The sequence below is a fragment of the Streptomyces saintjeani genome, assembly GCF_055409605.1.
The window spans coordinates 4,708,058-4,722,635 of the sequence record NZ_CP189624.1 but is presented as its reverse complement, the minus strand read 5'-3'; the positions used below and the strand labels follow the sequence as shown (position 1 = coordinate 4,722,635).

The following is a 14,578-nucleotide window of genomic DNA, read 5'->3' as shown; positions in this document are numbered from 1 at the left end:
GAGTCAGGTCGGGATTCACCACCGCATACGCCGTCTACAGCCTTGCGGGACAAGCGTTTTGGGTACGTCGGAGCAGGCGCCGCAGGAGTACGCCGATCCCGCGCGCGTCGTCATGACGAACCCGCGCGCGCGTGCGCGGGGGACACACCGGCGCCGCACCACCCGGCGCGACGGGAGAGGTGCGTGATGTAAGTCACCCGTAAGTGTCGCCGGGGCCGGTGCTCCCGGGGGCGCGCAGGGGCCCGTAACGGCGTACGGGGCCGCCGGGACCCAGCACCTTGATGTGCCGTACGGTGCCGTGCCCCAGGTCCTGGTTGAGGCGGGCCACCAGGGTCGGCGCCAGCAGCCGCAGGTTCGTCGCCCAGGCCGTCGAGTCGCAGCGCACGACCAGTTCGCGCGCGTCCTCGTCGTACCGCTCGGGCACGCAGTGCTTGCCGATGTCCTCGCCGACGATCTCCGGCCAGCGGTTCATCACCCCGCCGACCGCGGCCGGGGCCTCCCAGCCGCGTTCGTTCAGCAGGCGGTTGATCGCGGCGCCGAGCGCCATGGGGTCGCGGCCGTCCGCACGCGCGCCGGAGCGCAGGCCGCCGCCCCGGCGGGCCTGCTTCTTCTGCTGGACCGCGTCGCCGCGCGCGCGGGCCTGTTCACGGGCGGCCTTGAGGGCGACGCGGGCGAGGTCGACGCCGGACGGCTCTTTCGCGAGGGGCGCGGAGGTGCCGGGTTGCGAAATGCCGGGAACTTCCCTCGCGTCCCGTTCGTCGGAACTCATACCCGCTCCACCTGACCGTCCGACACCGAGAACCGCGTCCCGACCAGTACGCCCGGCACGTCGTCGTCCACCGCGGCCGTCACCAGCACCTGCTCGCCGGGGGCCACCAGCTCGGCGAGGCGTTCACGGCGGCGGGCGTCCAGTTCGGCGAAGACGTCGTCGAGGACGAGCACCGGCTCGTTGCCCTCGGCGCGCAGCAGGTCGTAGGAGGCGAGGCGCAGGGCGAGGGCGTACGACCAGGACTCGCCGTGCGAGGCGTACCCCTTCGCGGGGAGCTGGCCGAGCTTGAGGAGGAGGTCGTCGCGGTGGGGGCCGACGAGGGTGACGCCCCGTTCGATCTCCTGCTTGCGGGCCTCCGCGAGGGCGGCCGTCAGCTGCTCGTACAGCTCCTCGCGGGTGTGCGCCTCGCCGGGCGCGGACGGCTTGTACTCCAGGGCGACCGGGCCGCCGCCGGGGGCGAGTTGCTCGTACGCCTTGTCCGTGAGCGGCTGGAGGGTGGCGACCAGGTCGAGGCGCTGCGCGAGGAGTTCGGCGCCCACGCGGGCGAGGTGCTGGTCCCAGACGTCCAGGGTGGAGAGGTCCATGGTCCGGCCGCCGTGCCTGCGCGCCAGGGCGGCCGACTTGAGGAGCGTGTTGCGCTGCTTCAGGACGCGCTCGTAGTCGGAGCGGACCCCGGCCATCCTCGGGGAGCGGGCCGTGACCAGCTCGTCCAGGAAGCGGCGGCGCTCGCCGGGGTCGCCCTTGACGAGCGCGAGGTCCTCCGGCGCGAACAGCACCGTGCGCAGGATGCCGAGCACGTCCCGGGGGCGGACCTGACTCGACCGGTTGATCCGGGCGCGGTTCGACCGGCCGGGGTTCAGCTCCAGCTCGACCAGTTGCTGCCGCTCGCCCTGCCGCACCTGCGCGCGGATGATCGCGCGGTCGGCGCCCATCCGGACGAGGGGCGCGTCCGAGGCGACGCGGTGGCTGCCGAGGGTCGCGAGATAGCCGACGGCCTCGACGAGGTTCGTCTTGCCCTGCCCGTTGGGGCCCACGAACGCGGTGACGCCCGGGTCGAGCGGGACCTCGGCCCGGGCGTACGAACGGAAGTCGGCCAGCGACAGATGCGTGACGTGCATGGCCGACCTCTCCGGGGTGTTACTTGGACTCGACGGCGTGCCCGCCGAACTGGTTGCGCAGCGCCGAGATCATCTTCATCTGCGGCGAGTCGTCCTGCCGGGACGAGAACCGCGCGAACAGCGAGGCGGTGATCGCCGGGAGCGGTACGGCGTGGTCGATGGCGGCCTCGACCGTCCAGCGCCCCTCGCCGGAGTCCTGCGCGTAGCCGCGCAGCGTGTCCAGGTGCTCGTCCTCGTCGAGGGCGTTCACCGCGAGGTCGAGCAGCCAGGAGCGGATGACCGTCCCCTCCTGCCAGGACCGGAAGACCTCGCGCACGTCGGTGACGGAGTCGACCTTCTCCAGCAGCTCCCAGCCCTCGGCGTACGCCTGCATCATGGCGTACTCGATGCCGTTGTGGACCATCTTCGCGAAGTGCCCGGCGCCGACCTTGCCCGCGTGGACGGCGCCGAAGTCGCCCTCGGGCTTCAGGGCGTCGAAGACGGGCCGGACCTTGGCGATGTCCTCGGCGGCGCCGCCGTACATGAGCGCGTACCCGTTGGTGAGACCCCAGACGCCGCCGGAGACACCGCAGTCGACGAACCCGATGCCCTGGGCGGCGAGTTCCTCGGCGTGCTTCTCGTCGTCCGTCCAGCGGGAGTTCCCGCCGTCCACGACGACGTCCCCGGGCTCCAGCAGCTCGGCCAGCTCGTCGACGGTCGCCTGGGTCGGCGCCCCCGCCGGAACCATCACCCACACCACGCGCGGCGCCTGGAGCGTGTCCACCAGCTCCTTGAGGCTGTGGACGTCCGCGAGGTCCGGGTTGCGGTCGTACCCGACGACAGTGTGGCCCGCGCGGCGAATCCGCTCGCGCATGTTGCCACCCATCTTGCCGAGTCCGACGAGACCGAGCTCCATCAGTGGTTCCTTAGGTTGCGGTGGGGCGGGAGGGGCGGGGATCGACTCCCCGCCCCGAGCCTAGACCCGGAGGTCAGCGCACAGTTGTGGGCCTGAGCGCTCACCTGCTGAGGCTCTGGCGCCCCGCCACGGCTCAGCCGCTCAGACGCACCGGCATGATCAGGTACTTGTACGCCTCGTCCGCCTCGGCATCCAGCGCGGGCTTGCCGCTCAGCAGGGCCGGCTTCGTGGACGTCGTGAACGACAGCTGCGCCACCGGCGAGCCGATCGCGCTCAGGCCCTCCAGCAGGAACCCCGGGTTGAAGGCGATCGAGATGTCGTCGCCGTCGAGGTTCGCGTCGACCCGCTCCACAGCCTGTGCGTCGTCGCTGGACCCGGCCTCCAGGATGAGCACACCCTGCTCGAAGCTGAGCCGCACCGGCGTGTTCCGCTCGGCGACGAGGGCCACGCGCTTGACCGCCTCGACGAACGGCGCGGTCTCGATCACGGCGACGGAGTTGAACTCGGTCGGGAAGAGCGTCCGGTATTTCGGGAGGTCGCCCTCCAGGAGGCGTGTGGTCGTCCGCCGCCCGGCGCCCTCGAAGCCGATCAGACCCTCGCCGGACCCCGACCCGGAGAGCGCCAGGGTGACGCTGTCGCCGCTGGTCAGCGCCTTGGCCGTGTCGAGCAGCGTCTTCGCGGGCACCAGGGCCACGGCGGACGTCTCGGGGTTCTCCGGCTTCCACAGGAACTCGCGGACGGCGAACCGGTACCGGTCCGTCGACGCGAGCGTCACCGTGTCGCCCTCGATCTCGATCCGCACACCCGTCAGCACCGGCAGCGTGTCGTCACGACCGGCGGCGATGGCGACCTGGGCGGCGGCGGAGGCGAAGACCTCGCCCGGCACGGTGCCCGTCGCGTTCGGCATCTGCGGCAGCGCCGGGTACTCCTCCACAGGCAGTGTGTGCAGCGTGAACCGCGAGGAGCCGCACACCACCGTGGCCCGTACACCGTCTGTGGAAATCTCCACCGGCCGGTTCGGCAGCGCCCGGCAGATGTCCGCGAGCAGGCGGCCGGAGACGAGCACCGTGCCCTCCTCGTCGACCTCGGCCTCGACGCCGACCCGCGCGGAGACCTCGTAGTCGAAGCTCGACAGGCTCAGCTGGCCTTCCTCGGCCTTCAGCAGGAGCCCGGCGAGGACAGGCGCCGGCGGGCGGGCCGGGAGGCTGCGCGCCGCCCAGGCCACGGCCTCCGCGAGTACGTCGCGTTCCACCCGGATCTTCACTCTTGCCGCCTCCTGCTGTTGCCGGCGCTTCTCGGCCTGCTTCGCCTTGGTCGTCTGTCTGGGTGTCACGGCCCTCGGCGAGGGGAAGGACATCCGGGGACCAGTCTGACGCACCCCACTGACACCTGGTGCCCCTCGGGGTCAAGTCGTGACCACGGGCAGCCGGAGGCGGCGGAGCGAGTTGTGCACAGGCCCCGCTTCGAACCGATTCCCAGGCTCTCTCTAGTTGGTCTTAGTAGTAGGGCCTGTGGATACGGTGGATAACCCCGTTTTCCCAGCTCAGAGCCCAAATTTTATCCACCGACCCTGTGGATGGCACCGGTGGATAACCCACCTCGTCTGTGGAGAACGAAAAGTTCTGCACACCCCGTCCACAGATCAGGGCCGGTTGTCCCCAGCTGCGTCCCCAGGTTTACCCACGTTTCCCACAGGCCAACCCGGCACCTTCGTGTGACGCCTTTCACTCGACCCGGTGAGGAGGCGCGTCGTGTTGCCGAACAGTGGACAACGCTGTGGAGAACCCCCTCCACCCTGGGGAAAACGCCCTCCAACCTGGGGAAACCCGGTGGAAAACTTTTTCCCCACCCTGTGGACCCCGAGTCCGTCCACAGCCTGTGGATAACCTTTATCCACGAATCCACAGGCACCTGACCTGCCCAGATGATCTCGCACACCCCCAGCCTGTGGACACAGTCTGGACAACTTCGCAGTCCACACCCTGTGGAGGCCAGAAACCCGAGCAATCTGTGGACAACACCCGTAACCTCCACGGAAATTCGAACGCCCACGGCCACCCACGGCCCCGGCACTGGCCCGGCAACGGCCCCATCCACTGCCCCGGCAACGGCGAAGGGCGCCCCCGAACCACCGGGAGCGCCCTCAGCCTCGTACCGTCTCAGCCGTTCTTGATGCGGTTCGTCAGCTCCGTCACCTGGTTGTAGATCGACCGGCGTTCGGCCATGAGGTTGCGGATCTTGCGGTCCGCGTGCATGACCGTCGTGTGGTCCCGGCCGCCGAACAGGGCACCGATCTTGGGCAGCGAGAGGTCCGTCAGCTCGCGGCACAGGTACATGGCGATCTGCCGGGCCGTGACCAGCGCCCGCCCCCGCGAGGTCCCGCACAGATCCTCGACCGTCAGGCCGAAGTACGCCGCCGTGGCGCTCATGATCGCCGTGGAGGTGATCTCGGGGGCCGAGTCCTCGCCCCCGGGGATGAGGTCCTTGAGGACGATCTCGGTCAGGCCGAGGTCCACCGGCTGCCGGTTGAGGGACGCGAACGCGGTGACCCGGATCAGCGCGCCCTCCAGCTCCCGGATGTTGCGGGAGATCCGGGAGGCGATGAACTCCAGGACCTCCGGCGGCGCGTTCAGCTGCTCCTGGACGGCCTTCTTGCGGAGGATCGCGATCCGCGTCTCCAGCTCGGGCGGCTGCACGTCGGTGATGAGCCCCCACTCGAAACGGTTCCGCAGCCGGTCCTCAAGGGTGACGAGCTGCTTGGGCGGCCGGTCGGAGGACAGCACGATCTGCTTGTTGGCGTTGTGCAGCGTGTTGAACGTGTGGAAGAACTCCTCCTGCGTCGACTCCTTGTCCGCGAGGAACTGGATGTCGTCGACGAGCAGGATGTCCATCTCCCGGTACCGCTTGCGGAAGCTGTCCCCCTTGCCGTCCCGGATGGAGTTGATGAACTCGTTGGTGAACTCCTCGGAGGACACGTACCGCACGCGCGTACCGGGGTACAGGCTGCGCGCGTAGTGCCCGATGGCGTGCAGGAGGTGCGTCTTCCCGAGCCCGGACTCGCCGTAGATGAACAGCGGGTTGTACGCCTTGGCGGGCGCCTCGGCGACGGCGACGGCCGCGGCGTGCGCGAACCGGTTGGACGCGCCGATGACGAAGGTGTCGAAGAGGTACTTGGGATTGAGCCGGGCGGTCGGCTCCCCCGGCCCCTTGGCCCCGGCGCCCCCCGCGGAGGACACCGGCGCGGGCGCCCCCCCGGGCCGGTGCGAGGGCTCGGGCAGCTCACGCCGTACGGGATCGCGCTGGTCGTAGTCGGGCCGGGAGGGCGGCTCGTAGGCCCCCCGCTCGGCGGGCGCCGGCCGGTACCCCCCGGGACGCCGCTCGGGCGCGGAGGGGTACGGCTCCTGCTGCCCGTACGACTCCTGCGGCGCGCCCGCGTACGGATCCCGCTCGGGGAAGCCGAGCCGCTGCTGCTGCCACCCGCCGTAGTCGTCGGACCGCTCGCCCCGCTCGGGGCGTTCCCCCCGCTCGGACCGCTCCGAGCGCGGCCACGCGCCGGGCTCGGGCCGCTGGTACTCGCCGGGGTAGGCGGGGCGGACGGTCGGCAGGGGCCGCTCGCCGGAGGGCTCGGGCCGGTGCCGGCCGTAGCCGCCGTCGTAGGGATCGTCGTACTGCTGCTCGTAGTCGCCCCGGGACGGAGCGTCGTACGGCGGCTTCTCGTACGACTGCGGAGGCGGCTCGGGTTCGTCGTACCGGGGCTGCGGCGTGGACGGCGGGCCCGGGGGCTCGCCCGCGGACTCGTCGACGGTGATCGCGATCCGGATCGGCCGCCCGCACTCGCGGCTCAGGCTCTCGCTGACGATCGGCGCGAGCCGCCCCTCCAGGACGTTCTTCGCGAACTCGTTCGGTACGGCGAGCAGGGCCGTGTCCGCGACCAGCGCGAGCGGCTGGGTGCGCCGCAGCCACCGTTCGTCCTTGACCTCCACCCCCTGGCCGCGGCCCTCGCCGAGGAGCTGCTCCAGTACTCGCGGCCACACTGCGGCAAGATCGGCAGGTACGTCAGCCACAGGGCACGCTCTCTCGAAGGTCCCACGATCGTGTGATCTCGGGACGGTGCGGGATGTAAATCGGGTGGGGCGGTGGACATGGGAACGAATCGGAGTCCAGTCACGGTAGTCAGCGCGCGGGGTACGGTTCAAGTTGTTGTCCCCAGGCTGTGGACAGTGTCTCCCGCGAGCCTCTGGTTTGACCGGATGGCGCAGCCCCGCGTACCGTAACCAGGTCGAGTTGTCGATGGCTGCTGCCGCCTGCCTCCGATGGGCACAGATCGCGTCAGGTGATCGGGAAGCGGTGCACTCGGGCGTAAGCGAGAGCTACTCGTGGGCGCACGGTGACAGCCAGGACGGCACCCGCCGCCCCCGATTTGATTTCTGGAGCCCCCGAGTGAGCAAGCGCACCTTCCAGCCGAACAACCGCCGTCGTGCCAAGACCCACGGCTTCCGCCTGCGGATGCGTACCCGTGCCGGTCGCGCGATCCTGGCGACCCGCCGCAGCAAGGGTCGCGCCCGTCTGTCCGCCTGATCCCGGTCAGGTCATGCCGTCGTGCTGCCCACCGAGAACCGGCTGAGGCGGCGCGAGGACTTCGCGACCGCGGTACGGCGAGGCCGTCGGGCCGGACGCCCGACTCTCGTCGTCCACCTTCGCAGCGATGCAACGGACCCGCACGCGCCTGGGGAGAGCGCTCCCCCGACGCGTGCGGGTTTCGTCGTGAGCAAGGCCGTCGGGAACGCCGTGGTACGCAACACGGTGAAGCGCCGGCTGCGGCACCTGATGCGCGAGCGGATCGCCTCGCTGCCCCCCGGTAGCCTGGTAGTAGTACGAGCGCTGCCCGGATCGGGCGACGCCGGCCATGCACAACTGGCCCAGGACCTCGATGCCGCCCTGCGACGGCTGTTGGGAGGGGGCACGCGATGAAGTACCCGCTGCTGGCCCTGATCAAGCTGTACCAGTGGACGATCAGTCCGCTGCTCGGGCCGGTGTGCAAGTACTACCCGTCGTGCTCCCACTACGGATATACGGCCATCGACCGGCACGGCGCGGTCAAGGGAACGGCGCTCACCGCCTGGCGCATCCTGCGGTGCAATCCGTGGTCCCTGGGCGGTGTGGACCACGTGCCCCCGCGGAAACGACCGCGGTGGCACGAGATGCTGCGCGACGCCTGGCGTGCGCGCACGGGCGGGACCTCCGCCGCCGAACCGGCCACCGAAGGCACCATTCCTCCGGGGTCGGCAGCAGAGCCCCCGTCCCATGCCCAAGGAGCATGATTAGTGGACACGATTGCCAGCCTGTTCAGCTTCATCACGACACCTGTGTCCTGGGTCATCGTCCAGTTCCACAAGGTGTACGGGGCCATCTTCGGCCCCGACACCGGGTGGGCCTGGGGCCTGTCGATCGTGTCTCTGGTGATCCTCATCCGGATCTGCCTGATCCCGCTCTTCGTGAAGCAGATCAAGGCGACCCGCGCCATGCAGACGCTCCAGCCCGAGATGAAGAAGATCCAGGAGCGCTACAAGAACGACCGGCAGCGCCAGTCCGAGGAAATGATGAAGCTGTACAAGGACACGGGTACCAACCCGCTGTCCTCGTGCCTTCCGATCCTCGCGCAGTCGCCGTTCTTCTTCGCCCTGTACCACGTCCTCAGCGGTATCGCCTCGGGCAAGACGATCGGGGTCATCAACAGCGACCTCCTGGCGAGCGCGCGTCAGGCGCACATCTTCGGCGCCCCGCTGGCCGTGAAGTTCATGGACAGCGAGGCGACGGTCCAGAAGCTCGGCGCCTCCCTCATGGACGTCCGTGTCGTCACCGCGATCATGATCGTCCTGATGTCGGCCTCGCAGTTCTTCACGCAGCGCCAGCTGATGACGAAGAACGTCGACACCACGGTCAAGACGCCGTACATGCAGCAGCAGAAGATGCTCATGTACATCTTCCCGGTCATGTTCGCCTTCTTCGGCATCAACTTCCCCGTCGGTGTCCTCGTCTACTGGCTGACCACCAACGTGTGGACCATGGGCCAGCAGATGTTCGTCATCCGCAACAACCCGACGCCGGGCTCGAAGGCGCAGGCCGCGTACCTGGAGCGGCTCACCAAGCACGTCACGCACCACGGCAAGATCAGCCGGCGCGGTGAGAAGGTCATCGTCAAGGCGATCGTCGCCAAGGGGCGCGACCGCAACGAGGCCGAGCGCAAGTTCATCAACGGCCTGACCAAGCTGGGCCTCGCCGCCCAGGCCGACGGCAGCGTCACCAAGAGCGAGGTCGAGGTCGTCGAGAACGAGGACGGTACGACGACGCCGGCCGGCGCTCCCAAGCGCCAGCAGCCCAAGCGTCAGTCGAAGTCCCAGCGGCAGTCCGGCCCCGCCGCCGCCAAGCCGGCCGGTGAGTCCGCCCCGACTACGTCGCTCACCAAGTCCGACGAGCCGCAGGACACTCCGCCCGCTGCCGCCAAGCCGGCCGCGCCCAAGCCGGGTACCGGCAGTGGCCGCAGCAAAGCCCAGTCCGGGCAGCGCAAGGGTGGCCCGCAGCGCCCCAAGTCCCCCTCCAAGAAGTAAGAAGGAGCTCATCCCGTGACGGAAGGCACCACCTCCGCTGCCGCCGAGGGTGCAGACACCCTGACCCGCCTGGAGCAGGAGGGCGAGATCGCCGCGGACTACCTTGAGGGTCTGCTGGACATCGCCGATCTCGACGGCGACATCGACATGGACGTCGAAGCCGATCGTGCCTCTGTGTCGATCATCAGCGACGCACACGGCCGCGATCTCCAGAAGCTGGTCGGCCGCGACGGCGAGGTGCTGGAGGCGCTCCAGGAGCTGACGCGGCTCGCCGTGCACCGGGAGACCGGTGACCGCAGCCGGCTGATGCTGGACATCGCGGGCTACCGCGCCCAGAAGCGCACCGAGCTCTCCGAGCTGGGCGCCAAGGCCGCGGCCGACGCGAAGAACTCCGGCGAGCCGGTCCGCCTCAAGCCCATGACGCCGTTCGAGCGCAAGGTCGTGCACGACGCGGTCAAGGCGGCGGGCCTGAGCAGCGAGTCCGAGGGCGAGGAGCCCCAGCGCTTCGTCGTCGTGCTCCCCAGCTGAATCCGGTAGAACGCCGGTTCAGGCAACGCGTTTTTCCCGGCCCCGTCTGTCCAGTCGTGCAGACGGGGCCGGTCTTTTGTCAGCCCCTGTGGTTTCGGCCGGCGCTCGGTGCGCCGGTGCGGTACGGAAGGACGGTCCCCGTGACGGAGGCAGCGGAACTCCCCCCCGCGCCCGAGCAGGCTCGTGAGGTATTCGGCGATCGCTACGCGGACGCGGTCCGGTACGCCGAGCTGCTGGCCGAGACGGGCGTGCAGCGCGGTCTCATCGGCCCCCGCGAGGTGCCCCGGCTCTGGGAGCGGCACATCCTCAACTGCGCGGTGCTCTCCGAGGCGGTGCCCGACGACGTGACCGTGTGCGACGTCGGCTCGGGCGCCGGGCTGCCCGGCATCCCGCTCGCGCTGGTCCGGGACGACCTCAAGATCACCCTGCTGGAGCCGCTGCTGCGCCGCACCAACTTCCTCAACGAGGTCGTCGAGCTGCTCGGCCTCGACCACGTCACCGTCGTCCGGGGCCGTGCCGAGGAGGTCATGGGCAAGCTCCAGCCCGTCCACGTCGTGACCGCCCGCGCCGTGGCCCCCCTCGACCGCCTCGCCACCTGGGGCATCCCCCTGCTCCGTCCCTACGGCGAGATGCTCGCGCTCAAGGGGGACGCCGCCGAGGACGAACTCAAGAGCGCGGCGACCGCCCTGACGAAGCTCGGCGCGGTCGAGACGTCGATCCTCCACGTCGGCGAGGGCATCGTGGACCCGCTCTCCACGGTCGTCCGGGTCGAGGTCGGCGAGAGCCCCGGCGGGGTGCGGTTCGCGGCGAAGCGGGCCAAGGCGGCGCGGACGGGACGGGTCCGACGCCGTAGGTAAGGCGTTTGGGCAGATATCTGACGGAGTGTCGCGGCCGTTCGGCGGTCGGCGCTGGGCATCGTGTTTCACGTGAAACGTCGCTCCCTGCTGCACGGCATCATCAGCCGTGGCCGCGCCGCGGCCGAACCCCGCGACCGTAAGCCTCTCGGTTCACTCGATGAGGGAACGGAGTTGTCCACAGAGGTGGATTTCTCCACAGAAGACCAGACCTCGCTGGTTCATGACCCCGGAGGCATGGGAGGCTCTGTGCATAGCGAGCCTGATGTCGAGGAGAGTGAATCCTTGCGGTCCGACGCCAACATCGCGGGACCGATGACCGATCCGGTCCCCGGTCCCCGTACCGAACCGTTGGGGGACGATGTTTCACGTGAAACACCGCCCCCGATGGATGACACCCCGATCGGTCGTGCTGCCCAAGTGGCGGTAGAGGCGCTGGGTCGTGCCGGTGAGGGTCTGCCACGACCCGAGCAGACCCGCATCATCGTGGTCGCCAACCAGAAGGGCGGCGTGGGCAAGACGACGACGACCGTCAACCTGGCCGCGTCCCTGGCTCTGCACGGCGGCCGGGTCCTGGTGGTCGACCTCGACCCGCAGGGCAACGCCTCGACGGCCCTCGGGATCGACCACCACGCCGAAGTGCCGTCCATCTACGACGTGCTGGTCGACAGCCGCCCGCTGTCCGAGGTCGTCCAGCCCGTCCCGGACGTCGAGGGCCTCTTCTGCGCCCCGGCCACGATCGACCTCGCCGGCGCGGAGATCGAGCTGGTCTCCCTGGTGGCCCGCGAGAGCCGGCTCCAGCGCGCGATCCAGGCGTACGAGCAGCCGCTGGACTACGTCCTCATCGACTGCCCGCCCTCGCTGGGCCTCCTGACGGTCAACGCGCTGGTGGCCGGCGCGGAGGTCCTCATCCCGATCCAGTGCGAGTACTACGCCCTGGAGGGCCTGGGCCAACTCCTGCGCAACGTCGACCTGGTACGGGGGCACCTCAACCCCACGCTGCATGTGTCGACCATCCTGCTCACCATGTACGACGGCCGGACGCGCCTCGCGTCGCAGGTCGCGGAAGAGGTGCGCACCCACTTCGGCGAGGAGGTGCTGCGGACGAGCATTCCCCGCTCGGTCCGTATCTCCGAGGCGCCGAGCTACGGGCAGACGGTGCTGACCTACGATCCCGGATCGAGCGGCGCCCTCTCCTATCTTGAGGCGGCACGCGAGCTCGCGCTGAAGGGCGTCGGTCTCAGCTATGAGGCTCCCCACGCCCATATCGGCGCTCAGAACAACCCGAACATGGTGGAGGGGATCCAGTGAGTGACCGACGGAAGATCGGCCTGGGCCGCGGCCTGGGCGCACTGATCCCAGCCGCCCCGACCGAGAAGACACCGGCCCAGGCCGCGCTGGGAGGCGGCTCCACGTCCCCCGCGTCGGTCCCGCTACTGACCGGTGACCGCGGGGTGGCCGCGGCGAAGGTGGCCACGCTTCCGGCGCCTGTTTCACGTGAAACAGAGCAGCCGAACGACCCGGAGCTGCCGGCGCCGCCCATCGGCGCCCACTTCGCCGAGATCCCCCTCGACGACATCACCCCCAACCCGCGTCAGCCCCGTGACGTCTTCGACGAGGACGCGCTGCACGAGCTGGTCACCTCCATCCAGGAGGTCGGTCTCCTCCAGCCGGTCGTCGTCCGGCAGACGGGGCCCTCGCGCTACGAGCTCATCATGGGCGAGCGGCGCTGGCGGGCCTGCCGCGAGGCGGGGCTGGAGGCCATTCCGGCGATCGTGCGGGCCACGGACGACGAGAAGCTTCTCCTGGACGCGCTCCTGGAGAACCTCCACCGGGCCCAGCTCAACCCGCTGGAGGAGGCCGCGGCCTACGACCAGTTGCTGAGGGACTTCAACTGCACGCACGACCAGTTGGCGGACCGTATCGGCCGGTCCCGCCCTCAGGTCTCCAACACCCTGCGGCTGCTGAAGCTCTCCCCCTCCGTCCAGCGCCGGGTCGCCGCCGGGGTGCTCTCCGCCGGGCACGCCCGCGCGCTGCTCTCCGTGGACGACTCGGAGGAACAGGACCGGCTGGCCCACCGCATCGTCGCCGAGGGGCTCTCGGTGCGGGCGGTCGAGGAGATCGTGACCCTCATGGGGTCCCGGCCGCAGACGCCGCAGCGGGCCAAGGGGCCGCGTGCCGGTGCCCGGGTCTCCCCGGCGCTGTCGGACCTCGCGACCCGGCTCTCGGACCGCTTCGAGACGCGGGTGAAGGTCGACCTGGGGCAGAAGAAGGGGAAGATCACCGTCGAGTTCGCGTCGATGGAGGATCTGGAGCGCATCCTCGACTCCCTCGCACCCGGTGAGGGGCCGGCCTTGCAGAAGGGGCTCCTTGAGGGCGGCGGCGGTGAGGAAGAGGAGGCGTAGGTCTCCGGCCGGCAGGGGAGTCTGACGGCCTGTCGGGAGGGTGGGCGGGTCGTGTCCGGTGGGTGCCGGAACACGGCCCGCTCTTTGCCTTTCCGGCGTATCGAGGCCATCGCTTCCCTGGATACGATGCGGACGGGTATGGCGCATCCACCGGGCAGCACCTCTGAGGGGGAGGGCGGAGGCCATGCGAACGATGAGCCGGACCGGACTGGTGAGCGCGGGCCTCGGGCTGGGCGCGGTCGGCGGGTTCGTCGGCAGTCTGCTCAGAGAACGCAGCGCCCTGACAGCCGCTCGCGACGCCGCGGGCGAGAGAAGCGAGGAACAGGCTTCATGGGGCGTCGGCTCGTACCGCTCACGCTGGACAACCTCCAGGACCTTCCTCAACGTTGCCGCTCGTGTGTCTTCTGGGAACTCGACCCCGTCAGCGGCGAAGCAGCGGTGAAGGCGGGGACTCCGGCGCTGGAGAAAGAGGCGTGGATCTCCGCCGTCCTGCTCGACTGGGGGTCCTGCGGGCGGGTCGCCTATGTCGACGAGGCACCCGTCGGGTTCGTGCTGTACGCGCCGCCCGCCTATGTGCCGCGCTCCACGGCGTTCCCCACGAGTCCGGTCTCGCCGGATGCCGTGCAGCTGATGACCGGGTTCATCCTGCCGGGGTATCAGGGGCAGGGGCTCGGGCGGATGATGGTCCAGACGGTCGCCAAGGATCTGCTGAGGCGGGGGTTCAGGGCGGTCGAGGCGTTCGGGGACGCGCGGTGGGACGAGCCGTCCTGTGTGCTGCCCGCTGACCATCTGCTGGCGGTCGGCTTCAAGACGGTCCGGCCGCATCCCGTGCACCCTCGGCTGCGGCTGGAGCTGCGGACGACGCTCTCCTGGAAGGAAGATGTGGAGCTGGCGCTGGACCGGTTGCTGGGGGCGGTACAGAAGGAGCCGGTGCTGAGACCGCTGTGACGCCTTCGGGGCACGAGAAAGGGCCGGCCCTCACGGGTCGGCCCTTCGATGTTTCACGTGAAACATCGCCTCACTCGGCGCTGAGTCTTACTCGGTGCTGAGCCTTACTCGGCGATGAACTCGTCCAGGTCGCGCAGGATCGCGGCCTTCGGCTTGGCGCCGACGATCGTCTTGGCGACCTCGCCGCCCTGGTAGACGTTCAGGGTCGGGATCGACATGACGCCGTACTTGAGCGCCGTCTCCTGGTTCTCGTCGATGTTCAGCTTGACGATCTCGATCTTCTCGCCGTACTCGGCGGCGATCGCTTCGAGGGAGGGCGCGATCTGGCGGCACGGGCCGCACCACTCGGCCCAGAAGTCCACCAGGACGGGCTTGTCGCTCTTGAGGACGACCTCTTCGAAGTCGGCGTCGGTCACATGCTTGAGGGTGCCGGCCACAGGGGCTCCTTAGATC

15 protein-coding genes are annotated in these 14,578 nt (G+C 69.8%); 9 read left to right on the top strand and 6 right to left on the bottom strand.

The genetic code is table 11. The features are described from left to right. Positions 1–193: 193 nt before the first annotated feature. From ACQCO7_RS21420 to dnaA, 5 genes are all read right to left on the bottom strand, one after another. Entirely contained in the window at positions 194–769 is a 576-nt protein-coding gene (locus ACQCO7_RS21420) for a DciA family protein (protein WP_464073354.1), read from the bottom strand. Beyond that, positions 766–1,887 carry a DNA replication/repair protein RecF gene (gene recF, locus ACQCO7_RS21415; protein ID WP_464073353.1) on the bottom strand — a complete coding sequence of 374 codons (1,122 nt, stop codon included), beginning with the start codon at positions 1,885–1,887 and terminating at the stop codon, positions 766–768. The genes ACQCO7_RS21420 and recF overlap by 4 nt, the downstream gene beginning before the upstream one ends. Before the next feature lie 19 nt (positions 1,888–1,906). After that, positions 1,907–2,782: a phosphogluconate dehydrogenase (NAD(+)-dependent, decarboxylating) gene (gene gnd / locus ACQCO7_RS21410; protein ID WP_464073352.1), complete on the bottom strand. Its 876-nt coding sequence runs from the start codon at positions 2,780–2,782 to the stop codon at positions 1,907–1,909. A 133-nt stretch (positions 2,783–2,915) separates the two neighbouring features. Further along, positions 2,916–4,046 carry a DNA polymerase III subunit beta gene (gene dnaN, locus ACQCO7_RS21405; protein ID WP_010353455.1) on the bottom strand — a complete coding sequence of 377 codons (1,131 nt, stop codon included), beginning with the start codon at positions 4,044–4,046 and terminating at the stop codon, positions 2,916–2,918. 895 nt (positions 4,047–4,941) lie between these two features. Further along, positions 4,942–6,846 carry a chromosomal replication initiator protein DnaA gene (gene dnaA / locus ACQCO7_RS21400; protein ID WP_464073351.1) on the bottom strand — a complete coding sequence of 635 codons (1,905 nt, stop codon included), beginning with the start codon at positions 6,844–6,846 and terminating at the stop codon, positions 4,942–4,944. A 376-nt stretch (positions 6,847–7,222) separates the two neighbouring features. Between dnaA and rpmH the strand changes: the two genes are divergently transcribed. The 9 genes from rpmH to ACQCO7_RS21355 all read left to right on the top strand — a co-directional run bounded on the left by rpmH (position 7,223) and on the right by ACQCO7_RS21355 (position 14,125). Beyond that, positions 7,223–7,360: a 50S ribosomal protein L34 gene (rpmH, locus tag ACQCO7_RS21395; RefSeq protein ID WP_003975051.1), complete on the top strand. Its 138-nt coding sequence runs from the start codon at positions 7,223–7,225 to the stop codon at positions 7,358–7,360. A 21-nt stretch (positions 7,361–7,381) separates the two neighbouring features. Beyond that, complete coding sequence (gene rnpA / locus ACQCO7_RS21390) at positions 7,382–7,753, top strand: ribonuclease P protein component (RefSeq protein WP_010353457.1); 372 nt, start codon at positions 7,382–7,384, stop codon at positions 7,751–7,753. Next, positions 7,750–8,103, top strand: a complete 354-nt coding sequence (gene yidD, locus ACQCO7_RS21385) for a membrane protein insertion efficiency factor YidD (RefSeq protein ID WP_464073350.1) — start codon at positions 7,750–7,752, stop codon at positions 8,101–8,103. Before rnpA ends, yidD begins: the two co-directional genes overlap by 4 nt. A gap of 3 nt (positions 8,104–8,106) precedes the next feature. Further along, positions 8,107–9,390: a membrane protein insertase YidC gene (yidC, locus tag ACQCO7_RS21380; RefSeq protein WP_464073349.1), complete on the top strand. Its 1,284-nt coding sequence runs from the start codon at positions 8,107–8,109 to the stop codon at positions 9,388–9,390. 15 nt (positions 9,391–9,405) lie between these two features. After that, entirely contained in the window at positions 9,406–9,918 is a 513-nt protein-coding gene (locus ACQCO7_RS21375) for a Jag family protein (RefSeq protein WP_409115683.1), read from the top strand. 140 nt (positions 9,919–10,058) lie between these two features. Then, positions 10,059–10,775 (top strand): 16S rRNA (guanine(527)-N(7))-methyltransferase RsmG, encoded by a 717-nt coding sequence (rsmG, locus tag ACQCO7_RS21370; RefSeq protein ID WP_010353461.1) that lies wholly within the window; start codon positions 10,059–10,061, stop codon positions 10,773–10,775. 234 nt (positions 10,776–11,009) lie between these two features. Then, positions 11,010–12,083 (top strand): ParA family protein, encoded by a 1,074-nt coding sequence (locus tag ACQCO7_RS21365; RefSeq protein ID WP_464073348.1) that lies wholly within the window; start codon positions 11,010–11,012, stop codon positions 12,081–12,083. Beyond that, a complete protein-coding gene (locus tag ACQCO7_RS21360; protein WP_464073347.1) occupies positions 12,080–13,177 on the top strand; it encodes a ParB/RepB/Spo0J family partition protein in 1,098 nt (365 codons plus the stop codon). Before ACQCO7_RS21365 ends, ACQCO7_RS21360 begins: the two co-directional genes overlap by 4 nt. A 330-nt stretch (positions 13,178–13,507) precedes the next feature. Next, positions 13,508–14,125: an N-acetyltransferase family protein gene (locus tag ACQCO7_RS21355; protein ID WP_464073346.1), complete on the top strand. Its 618-nt coding sequence runs from the start codon at positions 13,508–13,510 to the stop codon at positions 14,123–14,125. 104 nt (positions 14,126–14,229) lie between these two features. Here the strand turns inward: ACQCO7_RS21355 and trxA are convergent, their stop codons facing one another. Beyond that, on the bottom strand, positions 14,230–14,562 hold the full coding sequence (trxA, locus tag ACQCO7_RS21350) for a thioredoxin (protein WP_050372705.1): 333 nt from the start codon (positions 14,560–14,562) through the stop codon (positions 14,230–14,232). Positions 14,563–14,578 lie beyond the last annotated feature (16 nt).

What these genes read in the sequence shown, in the direction of transcription:
- ACQCO7_RS21420 (WP_464073354.1), bottom strand. Translation starts at nt 769, where the DNA reads ATGAGTTCCGACGAACGGGACGCGAGGGAAGTTCCCGGCATTTCGCAA.
- recF (WP_464073353.1), bottom strand. Translation starts at nt 1,887, where the DNA reads ATGCACGTCACGCATCTGTCGCTGGCCGACTTCCGTTCGTACGCCCGG.
- gnd (WP_464073352.1), bottom strand. Translation starts at nt 2,782, where the DNA reads ATGGAGCTCGGTCTCGTCGGACTCGGCAAGATGGGTGGCAACATGCGC.
- yidD (WP_464073350.1), top strand. Translation starts at nt 7,750, where the DNA reads ATGAAGTACCCGCTGCTGGCCCTGATCAAGCTGTACCAGTGGACGATC.
- ACQCO7_RS21365 (WP_464073348.1), top strand. Translation starts at nt 11,010, where the DNA reads ATGGGAGGCTCTGTGCATAGCGAGCCTGATGTCGAGGAGAGTGAATCC.
- ACQCO7_RS21355 (WP_464073346.1), top strand. Translation starts at nt 13,508, where the DNA reads ATGGGGCGTCGGCTCGTACCGCTCACGCTGGACAACCTCCAGGACCTT.